The following is a 19,398-nucleotide window of genomic DNA, read 5'->3' as shown; positions in this document are numbered from 1 at the left end:
TTTTCCTTACAAAAATAGGAGTAAATATGAAATTTCGTTTCGCTGCATTAGCAACCGCAGCTTTATTCACTAGCACCGCGAGCTTTGCAGGAGTAATAACAAGTTCATCTAATATTGATTTTCTCGCAATTGATGGACAAAAAGCAAGCAAGTCACTACTAAAAGAAACCCGTTCATTCAATATTAACGACAATCAAACTCACCAAGTGGTGGTTCGTGTCTCTGAAATTGTTCGTTCGGGTTCTGACCGCACTTTATTTGAATCTGAACCTATTGTGATTACCTTTCAAGGTATTGCTGACGACATCTTGATTTCTGCTCCTCGACTCGAAACAGAAAGAGATGCCAATAAGTTCAAAAAAGACCCCGTTATTCATGTAAAAACCGTTTCAGGTGCCGAGGTTTCCACCAAACAAGAATATTTGAAACAAGAAGGGTTCCTACCGGGTGTCAACCTCATTGAAAATCTTTCGGAATATAATGCTTCTGGTGCACCAGCTGCCGTAGCAGGTTTTGCAAGCACCACCATGCCCGCTGCCATTCCTGGCTTTGCCAAAGCTCAGAAAGGTAAAATCACCGTTCAAGGCGAAAATGTGGCAGAACAAATGTTACAATATTGGTATCAACAAGCAGATAAAGAAACCCAACAACGTTTTATTCAGTGGGCAAAAAATCAGAAATAATCTGATCTCTCCTGAAGTGCGGTCTGTTTTTCAAACATTTTACGAACGTCCTTTATCATATCGCTCAGCATAACTTGGTGTTGAGCGATATTTATTGCCAAAAAAGAAGCCGAAGGCTAATGAAGAGGAGAAACCAAAATGGGCTTAATTTTAAATATATTAAATTTCGTATTAGGCGGTTTTCTAACCACATTAGGCTGGTTATTTGCCACATTAATAAGTGCGGTATTGATCATCACCTTGCCTTATACACGAAGCTGCTGGGAAATCAGTAAAATGTCTCTGGTGCCTTTTGGCAATGACATTATTCATGTTAAATACCTTGAGCCAACTCATCCCGTTGCCAATTCAATCGGCACATTATTAAATGTCGTGTGGTTTATCTTATTTGGTTGGTGGCTCTGCTTATTGCATATTTTCTTAGGTATCGTCCAATGTTTAACCATTATCGGCATTCCTGTTGGCGTGACTCATTTTAAATTAGCAGGTATTGCTTTATTCCCCGTTGGACAACGTGTGGTATCAAAAGAAATGGCTGAGCTTGCTCGCAGACAAGCGGCAGAAAAAAAATTCAGTCAATATAAATCATAAAAGGATATAAATGAACAAGTGGCTTAATGCAAAAGTCATTGCGACTATTCCCATTTTTATTGCCGTCAATCTTGCGGCTATCGCAATTTGGCTACTCGAGATATCCGAACAGTGTATGCCACTTATTTTAGGCATCATTGCTGGTGGATTGGTGGATTTGGATCACCGATTAACAGGGCGTTTAAAAAACGTTTTTTACACCCTGATTGCGTTTTCCATTTCTTCCCTGATTGTACAAATGAGTATTGGCAAAAGTTACCAATTCACCTTATTAATGACCGCCATTACCTTTCTGTTCACCATGGTAGGGGCAATTGGACAGCGTTACAGCACCATTGCCTTTGGCACATTAGTCATTGCCGTTTACACCACACTGTCTTATTTGCCCGAGACCCAGTGGTTTATTAATCCTATCATGATTCTATGTGGAACCTTGCTTTACAGTGTCATTGCCTTGATTGTGCATTTATTTTTTCCTAACCGACCTGTGCAAGAAAACATCGCTAAATCTTTTTTAGCACTTGGTGCCTATTTAGATGCTAAATCACTATTTTTTGATCCTGATGATGTGGAACAACTGGATCGTAAAGAAGTGAATCTTGCGATGAAAGACAGTCAACTCATTGAAGCGTTCAATGCTTGTCGTACTTCACTGTTTTATCGCATTCGGGGGCAATCTCGTCATAGTCGCACTCAAAAAATGCTACGTTACTATTTCTCCGCACAAGATATCCATGAACGTGCCAATTCCAGCTTATTCAATTACCAAGCGTTAGCCGAAAAATTGAAAAATACCGATTTAATTTTTCGTATTCAACGTCTATTTGAATTACAAGCACAAGCTTGCAAACAAATTGGACTGAGTTTGCAACAAAGCAAAGAATACAAATACGATAATCGTATGGAAAAAGCAGTATTAGGGTTAACTCAATCCTTTGAGCTTTACACCAAACAACAAAAAGAAGACAGTGTCGATCTTAATTTAAAAACCTTAATTGACCATATCCAAGCCGTGGATTGGCAACTTCGCCATTTAGATCAGGAATCAAACCAAATCGAACGGACAGCGACCGCCAAAATTCACACAAACCAAATTCGAGGTTTACGGAATATTTGCGATACCATAAAAAGCCATTGTAATTTTGATTCTCAACTCTTTCGCCATGCGGTGAGACTCTCTATTGTGGTGTTTACCTCTTGCTGTATTGTGGAATTTTTCCAATTAGATCGAGGTTATTGGATTTTATTAACTGCGGTATTTGTTTGCCAGCCCAACTATTCCGCCACGAAATTACGCTTACGCCAACGGATTATCGGCACCCTATTAGGGGTCATTATCGGATCCTTATTGCCTTATACTAATCCGACTCTCGAACTGGAATTGGGGTTAATTGTTGCTACAAGTACACTCTTTTTCTTCTTTAGAAGCAATAATTACAGCTTTTCCACCTTTTTCATCACCTTACAAGTGCTGATTAGCTTTAATGTTATGGGCTTTGATCTTCACGCTGCAATGTCTTCCCGTCTCATTGATACCTTAATTGGTGCGGCTATTTCATGGTTTGCCGTTTCCTATCTCTGGCCAGACTGGAAATATTTGCAGTTAGATACCGTCAACCGACAAGCCATCAAAAGCAATGCCAAATATCTGCTGTATATCATCAGTCAGCTACAATTTGGCAAAGGCGATAACTTAAAATATCGGATTGCACGCCGTAATGCTCATGAACATGCAACCGCACTCAGTGCTACCCTTTCCAACATGAATAATGAACCACACAAATACCAAGCCCATTTACAACAGGGCTTTGAGTTACTCAAAATCAATTATTCATTATTAAGCTATATTTCCGCTCTCGGTGCTTATCGTTCAAATATGAAACAGTTACAACAAAGCACGCGTTTTTTAGCAGGCTTTTACCCAATTGCTAAAAAAATCATCTATGTATTGGAGCACATCGAGAAGTTAACCCCCGAGATTTTTAATAAATTACAGCAACGTATTGAATCAGATCTCAAACAAGCGAATGCAGAACAAGCAGACAACTTACTGCAACCGCAGTTTAGTGTTCCGATTCAGCAGCTCAACATGATTTGCCAAGTGCTGCCCTCACTTTACAGTGCCTTTCACAAGGCAAATTTACACATCAAGCAAGATTAAAATTGCTGCATCACCGCCCCATTCTTTTGGGGCTTGGTGCAATGCACGCACTTTGGGATGTTGCACTAACCAACGAGGGATTTGACGTTTTAACACATAAGAACCATAGCCAGTCATCACACTGGCACAGTAAACATGCTCATTTTCACAAGCTTGAATTAAACTGGCTAATTCTAATTTTGCCTGTTCACGAGTCAACCCATGTAAATCCAAAAACAGTTCTGGCGAAAAATCCCCACGTCTTAACTGCTTCAATAAATAAGAATCTTCCCCTTCTCGCAAATATTTGACCGCACTTTCTTCATTTAAAAGGGGTTCATATTCATCTGAAAAATAAAATAGCGTATCTTCTTTTTCCCGAATCTCACGCAATGTTGATTTTTGTTTATGCATTTTGCCCCGTGGACGAACAAAAGTATCTTGCTTCAGTGCTTTTACCCCTTTTGTCGCTTCACGGAATAATTCAATATCCTCTTGCTCTAACATGGTTTTCCTTCCATTCTCAAATTGTGGATAATCATATCATATTCTATTTCGCTTATTTCCCAAATGCGTATTTATGTGATATAAACTGGGCTGAATTTTAGCTCTTAACAAAAGGCGTAATATGACACATAACCAAGAACTTATTGAAACGATCCTTGCGGATCAAGTGTATAACGAACTCCATTCCATTCAAGACTTCCTACGCTGGACATATAGCACCTTTAACCGTTCTGATATTTATTATGGCCATGGCTATGACAACCCATGGGACGAAACCTTGCAATTGGTGCTCACCACCCTTGATCTCCCTTTGGATTTCCCTGCTGAATTATATGCAGCTCGAATCACCCGTTCTGAAAAAGAAGTGTTAATCCGATCAGTGATTCAACGTATTGAAAAACGGATTCCTGTGGCTTACCTCACTAACCAAGCTTGGTTCTGTGGTCTCCCTTTTTATATTGATGAACGTGTCATTGTGCCTCGTTCACCCATCAACGCCTTAATTCAAGAAGGCTTTGCCAATCTGCTCCATGAACCGCCTAAACGTATTCTGGATATGTGTACGGGTAGCGGCTGTATTGCCATTGCTTGTGCGGTACAATTTCCCGATGCGGAAGTTGATGCGGTCGATCTCTCTGCTGAAGCATTAGAAATTGCAGAAATCAACATTGAGCGTCATCAATTAACACAACGGGTTTTCCCTATGCAATCCGACTTATTTAACGATTTAGCCCCAGTGCAATACGATTTGATTGTGACCAATCCCCCTTATGTCGATGCGGAAGATTTAGCGGATATGCCTGAAGAATTTCACTATGAACCTGAAATGGCATTAGGATCGGGCGTTGATGGTTTAGAAATCACCAAAAAAATTCTTTATGCCGCCCCAGACTATTTAACAGAACAAGGCGTGCTAGTTTGCGAAGTGGGCAACAGCATGATTCATTTAATCGAACAATATCCCGATGTGCCTTTCAATTGGGTTGAACTAAAAAATGGTGGCGTGGGCGTTTTTGCCATCAATAAAGCAGATTTACTGGCTCACCGAGAATCCTTTAAATAGCCCAAAACTTTTCTAAAAAGCACCGCACTTTTCTGCTCATTATTGTTTAAGTACCAAAAGTGCGGTCGTTTTTAAGACCGTTTTAAGCAAAAAAAGACCGATAATACTATCGGTCTTTTTCATTTTATCTTCTCAAATGATTAGAAGTATACACGTAAACCTGTTGCGATGGCTTTGCCTCTCGCAGAATTGTTGTTATGTTTTGCTTTCAAATTCACAAGTTCTACGAAAGTTAACACGTTTTTGTGAAGTTTGTAATCTGCACCTAATACAAATGCATTAACTCTCACAGATGGTGCATTTTTCGCAGCGAAAGAACCTTTACCCCAAATGTACTCACCGTATACTTTAGATTTTTCAGTAACTTGATATTTTAAGCCTAATTCAACTAACTCTGCTTTGTTGAAGCCAGTAAGAATAACTTTGTTGCTTGGGCTAGTCGCATGCTTAATTTTGTAGCCAACGTTTTGACCTTTAGACGCTTTAACACGTGAATAGTCCACACCAACAGTAACGTCTGCATAGCTTACTTGAACACCTGCAGTGTACGCATTTTCTGCATATTTCACTGCTGGTGTAGTTTGTGTTGGATCTTTAGCTTTGTTTGCATGGCTGTGACCTAAATCAATCGCTAAACCCACATCACCAATTTTACGTTTATAGAAACCAGACACAACATAAGCATCAGTTTTCGCTTTTGCTTGATCAACTTCACCAAATAAATAATCTGCACCGAAGCTGAAGCCATTGAAATCTACTGAACGGAATTTGATTACACGATCACCGCCACCAATTACTTGGTTGATACCACCGTAAAGGTATGAGAAATCAGAAACACCAACATCATCACCAGTTGTTAATTGTTTACCGAATGTTAATGTACCTACATCAGCATATTTGAAACCAGCAAATAAACGAGAATTTCTTACTTGATCACCTAATGCATCTTTAGAAAAACGAATTTCAGCTTGAGCTAATGCTGATAAACCTTCACCTAGGTCTTGTGAAGCATTGAATGTCACACGAGAACCGTTATCAAGTAGATCTGTACGTTTACCTGTTACTTTTTCTAATTTCAAACGCACAGAACCGTTCACTTCCACTTTAGAACCATCTTGGTTGTAAACTGTTGCTGCGTTTGCTGAAGTCGCTGCTACCGCTGCTACTGCTAATGCTACGATTGTCTTTTTCATAAAATCACTACCTTGTTGTTGGAGTTTTATATTTAATTGAATAATCACTTACTCAATCAACCTAAAAAAATCAATAACAAAGCCGTATTACCGGCTTCTTACTTTTGCAGTTGCAAGATAGCAAAGCTCCTTTTTATTGTCAAAGCCCCCTTAAGCCCTTTCTAGCATTCTCATTTACAATAAAATCCTTTATAAACAACAGGTTAAATATATTTACTACACATTAAACCAAGCAAAATAGCTTGATAAGATCACAAATTATTATCTTTCATCACAGGTCTATAAAACAAAAAATAAAGATAACTCATTGATTTAACTTGAATTAAATAATGTTTAGCCAAAAAAAATTCTTCATTAAAAGAAAAAAATAGGCTTTTTTAAAAGTTCATTTCATTTTTGTGATCTAGATCACACTTTTACAAATTTTTATGTTGTTTTTTGATTATTTATTAATCAATTCTAAAGCTACGCAAACGTTTGCCAAAAGAAAAATTCCCCTTTTTATAGGTAAATCCTAACAACCGCAACCGCTCTTAACTCCTTGTCTTTTCGTGTAATATCAGCCATACCTCTTAATTCAAGTGATGATTTAACTCAAATTTTTTATTGTTCTCACTACAATAAACGGCGATAATATGCGACTTACTTAAAAGGGCTTACTTTCATTGCCTGCCCTAACGAATCAAACTTATGACTGAATATCTTTTACTTATTATTAGTACAGCATTAATTAATAACTTTGTCCTTGTTAAATTTCTAGGGCTTTGTCCGTTTATGGGCGTTTCAAAAAAAATTGAGACTGCCATCGGCATGAGCTTAGCCACGATGTTTGTGCTCACCGTGGCATCAATTTCAGCGTATTTAATTGATACATATATTTTAACACCCTTAAATGCACTTTTTTTACGGACACTCGTCTTTATTTTGGTCATTGCCGTGGTGGTTCAATTTACAGAAATGGTGATCAATAAAACAAGTCCAACTCTCTATCGTTTATTAGGGATTTTTCTCCCCTTGATTACGACAAACTGTGCAGTACTTGGTGTGGCATTGCTCAATATTAATCTTGCCCACAATTTGACCCAATCTGTCATTTATGGTTTTGGTGCATCTTTAGGGTTTGGCATAGTCTTAGTCCTTTTTGCAGCATTGCGTGAACGTTTAGCGGCGGCGGATGTGCCACATATCTTCAAAGGTGCCTCCATTGCATTAATTACCGCAGGGTTGATGTCTTTAGCATTTATGGGCTTTACTGGATTAGTGAGATTATAATGACAACAGTATCTTTAATCCTCCTTGCCATTGTCATTCTGGCATTGATTTTTGGGGCTATTTTGGGATTTGCCTCCGTCAAGCTCAAAGTCGAAGCTGATCCGATTGTCGAAAAAATTGATGCCTTACTTCCACAAAGTCAATGTGGACAATGTGGCTATCCTGGTTGCAAACCTTATGCTGAAGCCATTGCAAATGGCGATGACATTACTAAATGTATCCCAGGTGGACAAACTGTCATTATTAATATTGCTGAACTGATGGGCGTGGAACCACCTTCCACCGATTTAGCTGGCGATCCTGCCCCGATGGTCGCTTTTATTGATGAAGAAATGTGCATTGGTTGTACTAAATGTATTCAGGCTTGCCCTGTCGATGCCATCATTGGCACAAATAAAGCCATGCATACCATTATTCCTGATTTATGTACAGGTTGCGAACTTTGTGTTGCACCCTGCCCGACTGACTGTATTTCAATGATTAAAGTGGAACAGAATATTCAAAGTTGGAATTGGAAATTTGATCCTTCTCTTGTCATTCCCATTGTTGATACCACAACAACGCAGAAAAAATTAATCAAAGGGGAATAAAGCGATGGACGTATTAACACAATTCAATTTAGGGAAATTATGGGATTTCAAAGGGGGCATTCATCCACCTGAACGGAAATCACAATCTAATCAATTGCCCATTCGTCATGCCAAATTAGTCGACACCTTTTATATCCCCGTCAAGCAACATGCTGGGGCGGCAGGTGAAGTGTTGGTGAACGTGGGCGATTATGTGAAAAAAGGTCAAGCCTTAACCCAAGGGGATGGCTTACGTGAATTACCTGTTCACGCCTCAACCTCTGGGCATATCGTAGCAATTAAACCTTATGTAGCCTCTCACCCTTCTGGTTTAAGCGAACTTTGTATTGAATTGAAAGCCGATGGCAAAGATCAGTGGATTGAACGCCAACCGATTGATGATTTTCTGACCCAAAGTCCTGAGCAGTTGATAGAAAAAATTTATAAAGCAGGTGTGGCTGGGTTAGGCGGAGCGGCGTTTCCTACTTCTGCAAAGCTTCAATCAGCTGAAAAACAAATCAAACTGCTGATTATCAACGGGGCAGAATGTGAGCCTTATATTACTTGTGATGATCGTTTAATGCGTGATTACCCTGAAGAAATTATTGAAGGCACACGCATTCTACGCTATATCTTGCGTCCTGAAAAAGTGGTCATTGCGATTGAAGATAACAAACCTGAAGCAGTGGCAGCACTACAAAAAGCCTTACATGGGGCGAATGATATTGAAATTAGAGTCATTCCCACCAAATATCCATCAGGGGCTGCAAAACAGTTAATTCACATTCTCACGGGCATGGAAGTGCCTAGTGGACAGCGTTCATCAAGCATTGGCGTGTTGATGCAAAATGTCGGCACGGCTTTTGCCATTAAACGTGCTGTGATCGATGATGAACCCTTGATTGAACGTGTCGTCACCTTAACGGGCGATAAAGTCATCCACAAAGGCAACAAATGGGTACGCTTGGGTACCCCAGTTTATCAACTCTTACAAGAAGTCGGTTATCAATACGATTCCCGCTTTCCTGTCTTTGTTGGTGGACCTATGATGGGCTTTATTCTTCCTGATTTACATGCCCCAGTGACCAAAGTAACCAACTGTTTACTCGCACCAGATCATTTTGAGTATGCACCACCTGCACCCGAACAATCTTGTATTCGCTGTTCTGCGTGTTCCGATGCTTGTCCTGTCAATTTGATGCCACAGCAATTATATTGGTTTGCTCGCAGTGAAGATCATGAAAAATCCGAAGAATACGCCTTACATGATTGTATTGAATGTGGCTTGTGTGCTTATGTTTGCCCAAGCCATATTCCACTGATTCAATATTTCCGCCAAGAAAAAGCCAAAATTTGGGAAATTAAACATAAAGCCAAACTGGCAGAAGAAGCCAAACAACGTTTTGAAGCACGTCAAGCACGTTTAGAAAAAGAAGAACAAGAACGTAAAGCCCGAGCACAAAAAGCCATGGCGGCTCGTCGTGAAGAAATGCTGAACCAAGATGGTGTCGATCCTGTTCAAGCTGCACTAGAACGCTTAAAAGCGAAAAAAGCAGAAGGCACCGTGGCAGAGAATGCCCCTGAAATCAAAACCAAAGTGGGGCATAAAGGCGAAGTCTTACCTGATAATAGCCACATCATGGCACAACGTAAAGCACGGCGTTTAGCACGTCAACAAGAAAGCCAAGATCAGGCTCAATCTCTTGCAGAAACACCTGAATCACAAACCGAGCAAGATCCGAAAAAAGCCGCCATTGCAGCCGCTATTGCTCGAGCTAAAGCGAAAAAAGCCCAACAGGCAGGCAATCCGTCGTACAGCCAAACGGATAGCTCAGCAAGTGCGGTACAAAATAGTGCGGTGCAAAATGAAAAAGATTTAAGCAAGGTTGAAGCAGAAAATACCGAAGCTACGCAAGAAAACGATCCTCGCAAAGCGGCGATTGCAGCCGCCATTGCACGAGCCAAAGCGAAAAAAGCCCAACAGGCAGGCAATCCGTCGCACAGCCAAACGGATAGCTCAGCAAGTGAAGTACAAAATAGTGCGGTGCAAAATGAAAAAAATTTAAGCAAAGTTGAATCGGAAAATACCGAAGCTACTCAAGAAAACGATCCTCGCAAAACCGCCATTGCAGCCGCCATCGCTCGAGCTAAAGCGAAAAAAGCCCAACAGGCAGGCAATCCTTCGCACAGCCAAACGGATAGCTCAGCAACTGAAGTACAAAATAGTGCGGTGCAAAATGAAAAAGATTTAAGCAAGGTTGAAGCGGAAAATGCCGAAGCTACGCAAGAAAACGATCCTCGCAAAGCGGCAATTGCAGCCGCCATTGCTCGAGCCAAAGCGAAAAAAGCCCAACAGGCAGGTAATCCGTCGCACAGCCAAACGGATAGCCCAGCAAGTGCGGTACAAAATAGTGCGGTGCAAAATGAAAAAGATTTAAACAAGGTTGAAGCGGAAAATACCGAAGCTACGCAAGAAAACGATCCTCGCAAAGCCGCCATTGCAGCCGCCATCGCTCGAGCTAAAGCGAAAAAAGCCCAACAGGCAAGCAATCCGTCGCACAGCCAAACGGATAGCTCAGCAACTGAAGTACAAAATAGTGCGGTGCAAAATGAAAAAGATTTAAGCAAGGTTGAAGCGGAAAATGCCGAAGCTACGCAAGAAAGCGATCCTCGCAAAGCGGCGATTGCAGCCGCCATTGCTCGAGCTAAAGCGAAAAAATTGGCACAGCAACAAAATAAATCCTAGGTTTCACTGAACTAGAAAGCAATTTGAGATGTTCCACCTCACACAAATTAAGGACCTTATTCATGTTTAAGATGGTTAGCTCACCCCATACTCATTCAGGCAAACTCACCATGCGTATTATGCTATGGGTGATGGTGGCTATGTTGCCAGCCATTTGCGTGCAATTGTATTATTTTGGTTATGGTGTGCTTATTCAGTCTGCACTTGGCATCAGCTTTGCCCTATTTTTAGAATGGGCAGTCACCTTATTGCGTAAAAAACCTGCCTTATTTTATATTTCGGATTTTAGTGTCATTCTGACGGCGTTAATTTTATCGGTGGCGATTCCACCTTACGCCCCTTATTGGGTCATTTTGATCGGGGTATTTTGTGCGGTGATTTTAGGCAAGCATGTTTATGGTGGCTTAGGACAAAATTTATTTAACCCTGCTATGGTCGGTTATGTGGTGTTATTAATTTCCTTTCCACTACAAATGACTACTTGGTTACCGCCATTACGTTTATTAAGTGAGCCACCCACTTTGGCGGATGCTTACCATTTAATTTTTACGGGGTTTAGCACTGACGGGTTTAGCCTTCACCAACTCACTCAATCTGTGGATGCCATTACTCAAGCTACCCCTTTGGATAGTGCTAAAGTGCTGTTGACAAACAAAACCTTAGAAAATGCAGAAGTCGCTTACCAAACCTTATTTGCCTCGCCTATTTTTAGTCATACGTTGGCAATTGGGTGGTGGCAAGTTAATTTGGCGTTTTTATGCGGTGGGCTTTTTCTCATTTGGAAACGTATCGTTCACTGGCAAATTCCCGTCGCCATGTTGGCAAGCTTTACGCTTTTAGCCAGCCTCACGGAATTATTTTCCAGTATGCATTTATACACATTTACCCATTTATTCAGTGGTGCCATGATGTTTGGGGCATTTTTTATCGCCACCGATCCTGTCACCGCCTCCATTACCCCAAGAGGGAAATTAGTATTCGGGGCGTTAGTTGGCATGTTAGTGTATGTGATTCGTTTTTATGGAAATTACCCTGATGGCGTGGCATTTGCCGTGTTACTGAGCAATATTTGCGTGCCTTTGATCGATCACTATACCCGTCCAAGAGTGGCTGGGCATCGCCAATAAAGAGGGATAAAATGAAAATCATCAAAATCTCAAGCTATTATGCCGCACTTCTTGCTTTTATTGCCTTCCTTTGCAGTGCATTGTCCACTGGGGTTTATTTCTTAACAAAAGAAAAGATCAATGCGGAAATCACGAGGCAAAAACAAACCTTATTATTACAAGTGGTGCCGCAATACTATTTTGATAATGCCTTACTGGAAGGGTGTCATACGCCCAATAACCCTAAATTGCGTGAGCAACGTATTCAAGAAATTTGTATTGCCAGCAAACAAGGACAAACAACAGCCTACGCCTTAGAAACCATTGCCCCAGAAGGCTATTCAGGCAATATTCGACTCTTAATTGGCGTGACGCCACAAGGCAAAATTTTAGGCGTGCGTGTACTAGAACACCACGAAACACCAGGGTTGGGCGATAAAATTGAAACCCGTTTTTCACAATGGATTTATAGTTTCACCGACCAACAAATCGATCCTAATCGGTTAAGTGAATGGGCAGTGAAAAAAGATGGAGGGAAATTTGACCAATTTGCAGGTGCAACCATTACCCCTCGAGCCATCGTTAACCAAGTGAAAAACAGCGTACTCACCCTGTTAAATGAAATTAATCAAGAGGCAGTACAATGAGCGAAATTCTTGAAAAACAGACCGCACTTTCTGTCGAAAATACAGAGGTGCTTGAACATAATTTAGCTGAACCCGCTAAAAGCAATCCTTGGAAAACACTTTTACAGCAAGGGTTATGGAAGAATAACGCCACCCTCGTGCAATTACTTGGGCTGTGTCCGTTATTGGCGGTTTCAAACAGTGTGACCAATGCACTGGGATTAGGTCTTGCAACCATGTTGGTTTTAATGTGCAGTAATACGGTGGTTTCTCTCCTTCGTCGTCATATTCCAAGTGAAATTCGTATTCCTATTTATGTGATGATCATTGCCACCACCGTTACCATTGTGCAATTGCTGATGAATGCTTATACCTATTCCCTTTATCAATCCTTAGGGATTTTTATTCCGTTGATTGTCACCAACTGCATTGTAATTGGGCGAGCCGAAGCCTTTGCCTCTAAAAATAACCTCCTGTCTTCCCTTTTTGATGGTTTTGCCATGGGATTAGGCATGTGTTTAAGTTTAGTGGCATTAGGGGCAATACGAGAAATATTAGGGAATGGCACGCTGTTTGACGGCATTGAACATTTACTCGGTGAATGGGCAAAAGGCTTACGCATGGAATTTTTTCATTTAGAAAGTCATTTCTTGCTCGCCATTTTGCCACCGGGTGCCTTTATTGGCTTAGCTTTCCTTTTAGCCATAAAAAATTTCATTGATCAGCGTAAAAAATCATGAATAAGCAAAAACGTATTGAGATTTTAACCCGCCTGCGGGATCAAAATCCTCACCCAACCACTGAACTTCACTACAGCACCCCTTTTGAATTATTGATTGCGGTGATTTTATCTGCACAAGCCACAGATAAAGGGGTGAATAAAGCCACCGATAAATTATTTCCTGTTGCCAATACCCCCGAAGCCATTTTGGCATTGGGTGTCGAGGGCTTAAAAGACTATATCAAAACCATTGGGCTATTTAATAGTAAGGCTGAAAATATCATCAAAACTTGCCGTGATTTAATCGAAAAACATCATGGCGAAATTCCACAAAATCGAGCCGAACTTGAAGCCTTAGCAGGTGTGGGACGAAAAACAGCCAATGTGGTGTTAAATACCGCCTTTGGACAACCCACCATTGCCGTAGATACACATATTTTTCGTGTATCCAATCGTACAGGATTTGCCCCAGGTAAAGATGTGGTGAAAGTGGAAGAAAAACTGCTTAAAGTGGTTCCCGCTGAATTTAAGGTGAACGTACATCACTGGTTAATTTTACATGGTCGCTATACTTGCATTGCACGCAAACCCCGTTGTGGGTCTTGCTTAATTGAAGACCTTTGTGAATTTAAAGAAAAAACCGAATAACTAACCTTTTGTTAGCCTATTGCCATACATTGGCTCATTTCTTTTTACTTTTTAATAATAACGATAATTTGGATTTAATTATGACAAAAAAACCAGAAAGACAAACTTGGTCAAGTCGATTGACTTATATTATGACCGTCGCAGGGGCGACCGTCGGCTTCGGTGCGACTTGGCGTTTCCCTTATTTAGTGGGTGAAAACGGCGGCGGTGCCTATGTATTTTTATTTTGTTTAGCGATGATTTTAATCGGGATTCCGATGATTTTGGTCGAAAATGTGATTGGACGCCGTTTACGAGTCAACTCCATTGATGCGTTTGGCGATAAATTGAAAACTCGCCATTCCAAATATTGGAAAATAATCGGCTACATGGGCTTACTCGGGGCATTTGGAATTATGGCCTATTATATGGTGTTGGGCGGTTGGGTGATCACCTATATCATCCACTTGATTACAGGCACGCTAGATGTTTCAGCCCCTATCACGAAAGAGGTGGCAAAAGCGTTCTATGATCTGCACATCAGCCACAGTCCTTTAGAAATTTCACTTTATACCTTGCTATTCGTTGTGGTGAACTACATTATTTTGGCGAAAGGGATTATTGGGGGAATTGAACGTTCCGTCAAATATTTAATGCCATTATTATTCGTTTTTCTCATTGGTATGGTCATTCGCAACATTACGTTGCCAGGGGCAATGGAAGGGATTACCTTCTATCTCAAACCCGATTTTTCTAAAATCACCCCACAGCTGTTTATTTTTGTATTGGGTCAAGTTTTCTTTGCCTTAAGTTTAGGCTTTGGTGTGCTTATCACCTTATCAAGCTATTTAAATAAAGAAGAAAATTTAATTCAAACTGCGGTAATTACGGGCTTTACTAATACGATTATTGCTGTTTTAGCAGGCTTTATGATTTTCCCTTCGTTGTTTACCTTTGGTATTGCCCCTAACTCAGGACCGACTTTAGTGTTCCAAAGTTTACCGATAGTGTTTTCCCACTTATGGCTGGGGAAAGTCTTTGCCATTATTTTCTTTAGCTTATTATTGATTGCGGCATTAACCACCTCTTTAACCATTTATGAAGTGATCATCACTGCTTTACAAGAAAAGCTCAAAATGCGTCGAAGTAAAGCCATTGCAGCCACATTAGGCAGTATTTTCTTATTAGGTAACTTACCTTCAATTTTAGGGGATAATCTGTTTAAAGATGTCAAAATTTTCGGAAAAAGTATTTTTGATGCCTTTGATTATGCCAGTGGTAACATTTTATTTATGCTAACTGCCTTAGGTTGTGCGATTTTCGTAGGCTTTGTGTTAAAAGATGAAGCGAAACGTGAATTATCGCCGAATCCTAATTCCACCTTTACCACCATTTGGTTTAACTATGTCAAATATGTGGTTCCTTTCATTATTTTAGTGATTTTTATCAGTAACTTAATTTAAAAAAACGGGGTAAATCACTTTACCCCGTTTTCTTTTTCGCCCACGAAAACCATGTTAAAAGGCACCGCACTTTTCTTCTGTCCTGCCTACATTGCTATGATGACGACAAAGCAATTTCATCAATGGGCTTACCAAAACTGGGAATAAAAACTTGCATAAAATACGTCATTTCCTCACTCTGCCATTGATGCATTAAGACTTCCAAACGGGCTTTTGCCGCTTTAAATTCTTGGTTGCCATTTTCTAATTCAAACTGTGCTTTAATATAGGCACAAATCAGATCCGCCTGTTTAACAAGGTGCTTTTCTTGCTCAGAAAAGGTTTCTGTATTGAGATACGGGGCAAAATCTGACTGTAATTCATCGGGTAATAAAGCCAACAAATGGGTTTGTGCCGCATTTTCAATTTGCTTATAGGCTTGTGTAATCTCGGCGTTGAAATACTTAATAGGAGTTGGCAAATCCCCCGTAAAAATTTCTGACGTGTCGTGATACATCGCCATCACCGCAATACGATCGGGATTTAACTGCCCTTGATAAAATTTATTTTTAATTAAGGCTAAAGCATGTGCCACAAAGGCAACTTGTAAACTATGCTCGGCTAAGTTTTCCTTTTCAAGATTACGCATTAAAGACCAACGCTGAATCAAACGTAAACGGTCTAAACACGCAAAAAAATGGCTAGTTTTTATCTCCATTGGCTCGTTTTTCCTTATAGAATAATGGCTTTAATTAAGCGGATATTCTTCGATCACAACGGGTAATTCAATAATCTGACCTAAACGAGAAATCACCACATTTAACTGGGTATTAGGTCGAGTATTGCTAATCACTTGCATCATTTGAGCAGGCGAAATGGCATCCACGTCCCCCACCTTCAAAATAATATCGCCCGCTTTCACCCCTGCTTTCCCTGCTGGGCTATTAGGACTGACGTTAGTAATTAAAATGCCTTTCTCAACATTCACACCCTGCCCATTGCTAAACAAAATATCACTTTGCACCCCAAAATAGCCACGAATCACTCTGCCATCTCGAATAATTTTTTTCATCACATCATTAGCAAGATCAATCGGAATCGCAAAGTTGAGCCCTTCGGCAATTTCGCTGGAGGTTTTCCCAATACTTAGGGTGTTAATACCAATAAGTTCACCAAGCGAATTAATTAATGCCCCACCAGAATTACCACGATTTACCGAAGCATCGGTTTGAATAAAGTTTTGACGCCCCACAGAATCGCCCACCGCATTACGCCCAACTGCACTGATAATCCCTTGTGAAACACTTTGCCCTAAGTTGTAGGGATTGCCTATTGCTAAAGCAATATCTCCCACATGAATTTTTCGATTGGGATTTTGGGGAATTGTCGATAAATTGTCTGCCCGAATTTTTAACACCGCAAGATCCGTCAAGCTATCAGACCCAATTAAACTGGCATCAAAAAATTGTCCATTTTGTAATGCCACCACAATTTGATCAGCATTTTGGATCACATGTTTATTTGTCAAAATATAACCATCTTTTGACATAATCACACCCGAGCCTAGATTGCCAATTTCTAACTGCTCTGCACTGTTGACTGAAAAAGAACGATTATAAACATTCACAACCGCAGGCGAGGCAATACGCACAGCCGCTTTAAAGCTCATGGGCTCTTCTTGAAAAAGACTCATCCGTTTAATGTGTGGAAATAACAAAATGACTGCGGCACAGATAAGCCCAATAATGACTGAACGAAGAAGTTTCTTGATCATACAGGCTCCGTCATCCGTGGATGATAAATCATTTTCATGTCATCACCGATTCTCTCAACACTATGTAATTGCCATTGACTCGCTTGTGCTAATGTTTGCAAGTGTGGCAATTTGCATAACCCTCTTGCCTCATCACCTAATAATTTTGGAGCAATATAGATGATTAACTCATCCACTAATTTAGCTTCAATCAATGCCCCCGCTAAGGTTGCACCTGCTTCAATCCAAAGGGTATTGATTTGACGTCGCCCTAATTCTGTCATTAAATCAGATAAATCGGTGTTGCTAGGGGCAAGCTGAATCTGCTCGCAAAAAGCGGGAAACCCCACCAAAGAACGTGGCATGTCACTCACAAGCCAAACGGGTGAAGGGATTTGAAATAATCGCTGTGAAGGTTGAATTTGATGTTTGGAATCTAAAATAACACGCACAGGCTGGCGTAGATTTTCTTCGGCATACTCGGCTTTCACCTTGTCAGGAAATTGTTGCCAACGCACATTTAATAAAGGATCATCGGCAAGCACGGTGGCACTGGTGGACAAAATCGCCGAGGCTTTCGCTCGTTCAGCTTGCACATCCGCACGAGCCAGTTCGCCTGTAATCCATTTACTTTCCCCACTTGCCATGGCGGTTCTGCCATCTAAACTCATTGCCATTTTAAGTTGAACATAAGGCTTGCCTGTACGCATCCGTTTGAGAAATCCCCGATTCAGCCATTCTGCTTTTTCTTCCAACAAACCGACCGCACTTTCTATTCCTGCCTCTGCTAACAGGTTTAGACCTTTTCCTGCCACTTGCGGATTAGGATCGCACATGGCACTGATCACTTTTGCCACCCCTGCCTCAATCAAGCCTTTTGCACAAGGCGGCGTTCGACCAAAATGCGAACAAGGCTCTAAGGTCACATAGGCGGTTGCCCCACGGGCATTTTCACCCGCTTCCCGCAATGCCATCACTTCTGCATGTGGCTCTCCAGCTTTAGCGTGAAAACCTCGTCCCACAATCACCCCATCTTTCACCAAAACACAGCCTACTGACGGATTCGGTGTGGTGGTAAATTGCCCTTTTTCCGCTAAATCTAATGCCATCTGCATATAAACAACATCTTGTGCAGTAAACGTGGTCATACTAATCCCTTAATTTTTCAATTTCTTTACTAAATTGGTTAATATCATCAAAACTTAAATACACTGAAGCGAAACGAATATAAGCGACTTTATCTAATTTTTTCAATTCTTCCATCGCCAATTTCCCCACTTCTTTACTCGGCACCTCACGCTCTCCACTGGCTCGTAAACGGTGCATAATATGACTAATGGCTTTTTCCACATCATCGGCACTCACAGGACGTTTTTCTAAAGCATGTTGAATCCCACGGCGGAGTTTTTCTTCATTAAACGCCTCCCGAGTCCCATCATTTTTAATCACTTTCGGTACAACCAATTCCGCCGTTTCAAAAGTGGTAAAACGCTCATGACAATTTCCACATTCACGACGACGGCGTACTTGATAGCCGTCAGATACCAAGCGGCTATCGACGACTTTCGTTTCTTCCGTAGAACAAAAAGGGCAACGCATAGAGTTTCCTTGTGATAAGTAAAATAATTAACATAAATGTACGTTATATTAACAAAAATTGAGATTATTGACGAACGATTATTTTACTTAGTTAACGTAAGATCCCGACCAGTTCAAAGAAAGTGCGGTAAGATTCCACCTTATTTTGTAAACGCATGGGATAGGCTCGTGAGGTGGAAGGTAAGCGATATAACGCCAATTCACGCCCCGCATAACAAAACTCAACACATTGATTGGTTTTCGGCATACGGACGTTTTCCTTTAACAGCGACAACAGCGTTTCGGTGGCTTTTCCACCTGTTGTGAATAGCCAACGACAATGTGGCACCTGTTGTAACGCAAAAGCCAGATCGACTGGTTCAACAATGGTGAGAAATTTATCGGATGCATTCTCTTTTTCACGAATCGCCCGTTGTACCGTAGAACATAACGCAATACCTCTTTCATTCAAAAACCGTTCGATTTTTTCGGGATCAAAACGCTTCTCGTTCGGGACTTGGAAATACTGAGCATCATGAAAAAACACCTCACCATAGATTCGCCACATATCATTTTGAAAGTTAGGATAATGAAAATGCATACAGCGTTTGTTTTCTTTTGGGGGAAATGTCCCCATCATCATCACCGTCGCATGAGGTGGAAAAATAGGTGGGAAAGGATGAGTTTCAATCATTGCTTCATTCATAAAGTCACTCAAAAAATAAAAAAACAGACCGCACGTTTGACCAAAAAATGGGCGTTTTAAAAGTGCGGTACTTTT

At 40.8% G+C, this 19,398-nt stretch carries 19 protein-coding genes; 12 read left to right on the top strand and 7 right to left on the bottom strand.

Annotated elements, in window-relative coordinates; genetic code table 11:
- Nucleotides 1–26: 26 nt before the first annotated feature.
- The 3 genes from ACPEEM_RS02695 (at nt 27) to yccS (ending at nt 3,435) form a co-directional block, all read left to right on the top strand.
- Nucleotides 27–683, top strand: a complete 657-nt coding sequence (locus tag ACPEEM_RS02695; RefSeq protein WP_424406009.1) for a curli polymerization inhibitor CsgI-related protein — start codon at nt 27–29, stop codon at nt 681–683.
- A 138-nt stretch (nt 684–821) separates the two neighbouring features.
- Nucleotides 822–1,274 carry a YccF domain-containing protein gene (locus tag ACPEEM_RS02690; protein ID WP_424403890.1) on the top strand — a complete coding sequence of 151 codons (453 nt, stop codon included), beginning with the start codon at nt 822–824 and terminating at the stop codon, nt 1,272–1,274.
- A gap of 10 nt (nt 1,275–1,284) precedes the next feature.
- Nucleotides 1,285–3,435, top strand: a complete 2,151-nt coding sequence (yccS, locus tag ACPEEM_RS02685) for a YccS family putative transporter (protein ID WP_424403891.1) — start codon at nt 1,285–1,287, stop codon at nt 3,433–3,435.
- Here the strand turns inward: yccS and smrB are convergent.
- Nucleotides 3,415–3,921, bottom strand: a complete 507-nt coding sequence (gene smrB / locus ACPEEM_RS02680) for an endonuclease SmrB (RefSeq protein ID WP_424403893.1) — start codon at nt 3,919–3,921, stop codon at nt 3,415–3,417. The two genes, yccS and smrB, sit on opposite strands and share 21 nt — an antisense overlap.
- A 121-nt stretch (nt 3,922–4,042) precedes the next feature.
- On the opposite strand from smrB, the gene prmB reads away from it, so the two are divergent.
- Nucleotides 4,043–4,984, top strand: coding sequence for a 50S ribosomal protein L3 N(5)-glutamine methyltransferase (gene prmB, locus ACPEEM_RS02675; RefSeq protein ID WP_424403895.1), 942 nt, complete (start codon nt 4,043–4,045; stop codon nt 4,982–4,984).
- A gap of 140 nt (nt 4,985–5,124) precedes the next feature.
- On the opposite strand, the gene ACPEEM_RS02670 is transcribed toward prmB, so the two are convergent.
- Nucleotides 5,125–6,177 (bottom strand): porin, encoded by a 1,053-nt coding sequence (locus ACPEEM_RS02670; protein ID WP_424407643.1) that lies wholly within the window; start codon nt 6,175–6,177, stop codon nt 5,125–5,127.
- A gap of 690 nt (nt 6,178–6,867) precedes the next feature.
- On the opposite strand from ACPEEM_RS02670, the gene rsxA reads away from it, so the two are divergent.
- The 8 genes from rsxA (at nt 6,868) to ACPEEM_RS02630 (ending at nt 15,307) form a co-directional block, all read left to right on the top strand.
- The gene (gene rsxA / locus ACPEEM_RS02665) at nt 6,868–7,449 is read left to right on the top strand and encodes an electron transport complex subunit RsxA (RefSeq protein WP_424403897.1); all 582 of its coding nucleotides are present in this window, start codon (nt 6,868–6,870) and stop codon (nt 7,447–7,449) included.
- The gene (gene rsxB / locus ACPEEM_RS02660) at nt 7,443–8,039 is read left to right on the top strand and encodes an electron transport complex subunit RsxB (RefSeq protein WP_424404032.1); all 597 of its coding nucleotides are present in this window, start codon (nt 7,443–7,445) and stop codon (nt 8,037–8,039) included. The genes rsxA and rsxB overlap by 7 nt, the downstream gene beginning before the upstream one ends.
- A gap of 4 nt (nt 8,040–8,043) precedes the next feature.
- Nucleotides 8,044–10,764 (top strand): electron transport complex subunit RsxC, encoded by a 2,721-nt coding sequence (gene rsxC, locus ACPEEM_RS02655; RefSeq protein ID WP_424407641.1) that lies wholly within the window; start codon nt 8,044–8,046, stop codon nt 10,762–10,764.
- Between the two features lie 62 nt (nt 10,765–10,826).
- Complete coding sequence (rsxD, locus tag ACPEEM_RS02650) at nt 10,827–11,891, top strand: electron transport complex subunit RsxD (protein ID WP_424403900.1); 1,065 nt, start codon at nt 10,827–10,829, stop codon at nt 11,889–11,891.
- Between the two features lie 11 nt (nt 11,892–11,902).
- Entirely contained in the window at nt 11,903–12,517 is a 615-nt protein-coding gene (gene rsxG, locus ACPEEM_RS02645; RefSeq protein WP_424407639.1) for an electron transport complex subunit RsxG, read from the top strand.
- Nucleotides 12,514–13,236: an electron transport complex subunit E gene (locus tag ACPEEM_RS02640; protein ID WP_424403904.1), complete on the top strand. Its 723-nt coding sequence runs from the start codon at nt 12,514–12,516 to the stop codon at nt 13,234–13,236. Before rsxG ends, ACPEEM_RS02640 begins: the two co-directional genes overlap by 4 nt.
- Complete coding sequence (gene nth / locus ACPEEM_RS02635) at nt 13,233–13,865, top strand: endonuclease III (protein ID WP_424403906.1); 633 nt, start codon at nt 13,233–13,235, stop codon at nt 13,863–13,865. Before ACPEEM_RS02640 ends, nth begins: the two co-directional genes overlap by 4 nt.
- 80 nt (nt 13,866–13,945) lie before the next feature.
- Complete coding sequence (locus ACPEEM_RS02630; protein ID WP_424403908.1) at nt 13,946–15,307, top strand: sodium-dependent transporter; 1,362 nt, start codon at nt 13,946–13,948, stop codon at nt 15,305–15,307.
- A gap of 94 nt (nt 15,308–15,401) precedes the next feature.
- Here the strand turns inward: ACPEEM_RS02630 and yfbR are convergent, their stop codons facing one another.
- The 5 genes from yfbR to ACPEEM_RS02605 form a co-directional block, all read right to left on the bottom strand.
- On the bottom strand, nt 15,402–16,004 hold the full coding sequence (yfbR, locus tag ACPEEM_RS02625) for a 5'-deoxynucleotidase (RefSeq protein WP_424403910.1): 603 nt from the start codon (nt 16,002–16,004) through the stop codon (nt 15,402–15,404).
- A 30-nt stretch (nt 16,005–16,034) separates the two neighbouring features.
- Nucleotides 16,035–17,060, bottom strand: coding sequence for an outer membrane-stress sensor serine endopeptidase DegS (gene degS, locus ACPEEM_RS02620; protein WP_424403912.1), 1,026 nt, complete (start codon nt 17,058–17,060; stop codon nt 16,035–16,037).
- Nucleotides 17,057–18,187 (bottom strand): bifunctional diaminohydroxyphosphoribosylaminopyrimidine deaminase/5-amino-6-(5-phosphoribosylamino)uracil reductase RibD, encoded by a 1,131-nt coding sequence (gene ribD / locus ACPEEM_RS02615; RefSeq protein WP_424406019.1) that lies wholly within the window; start codon nt 18,185–18,187, stop codon nt 17,057–17,059. Before ribD ends, degS begins: the two co-directional genes overlap by 4 nt.
- A gap of 1 nt (nt 18,188) precedes the next feature.
- The gene (gene nrdR / locus ACPEEM_RS02610; protein ID WP_424403916.1) at nt 18,189–18,638 is read right to left on the bottom strand and encodes a transcriptional regulator NrdR; all 450 of its coding nucleotides are present in this window, start codon (nt 18,636–18,638) and stop codon (nt 18,189–18,191) included.
- Nucleotides 18,639–18,729: 91 nt separating this feature from the next.
- Nucleotides 18,730–19,311, bottom strand: a complete 582-nt coding sequence (locus ACPEEM_RS02605; protein ID WP_424406021.1) for a DNA glycosylase — start codon at nt 19,309–19,311, stop codon at nt 18,730–18,732.
- Nucleotides 19,312–19,398: the final 87 nt, after the last annotated feature.

This window comes from Pasteurella pantherarum (assembly GCF_049670885.1).
Lineage (GTDB): Bacteria > Pseudomonadota > Gammaproteobacteria > Enterobacterales > Pasteurellaceae > Pasteurella.
This window is presented reverse-complemented; position numbering and strand designations above follow the sequence as displayed.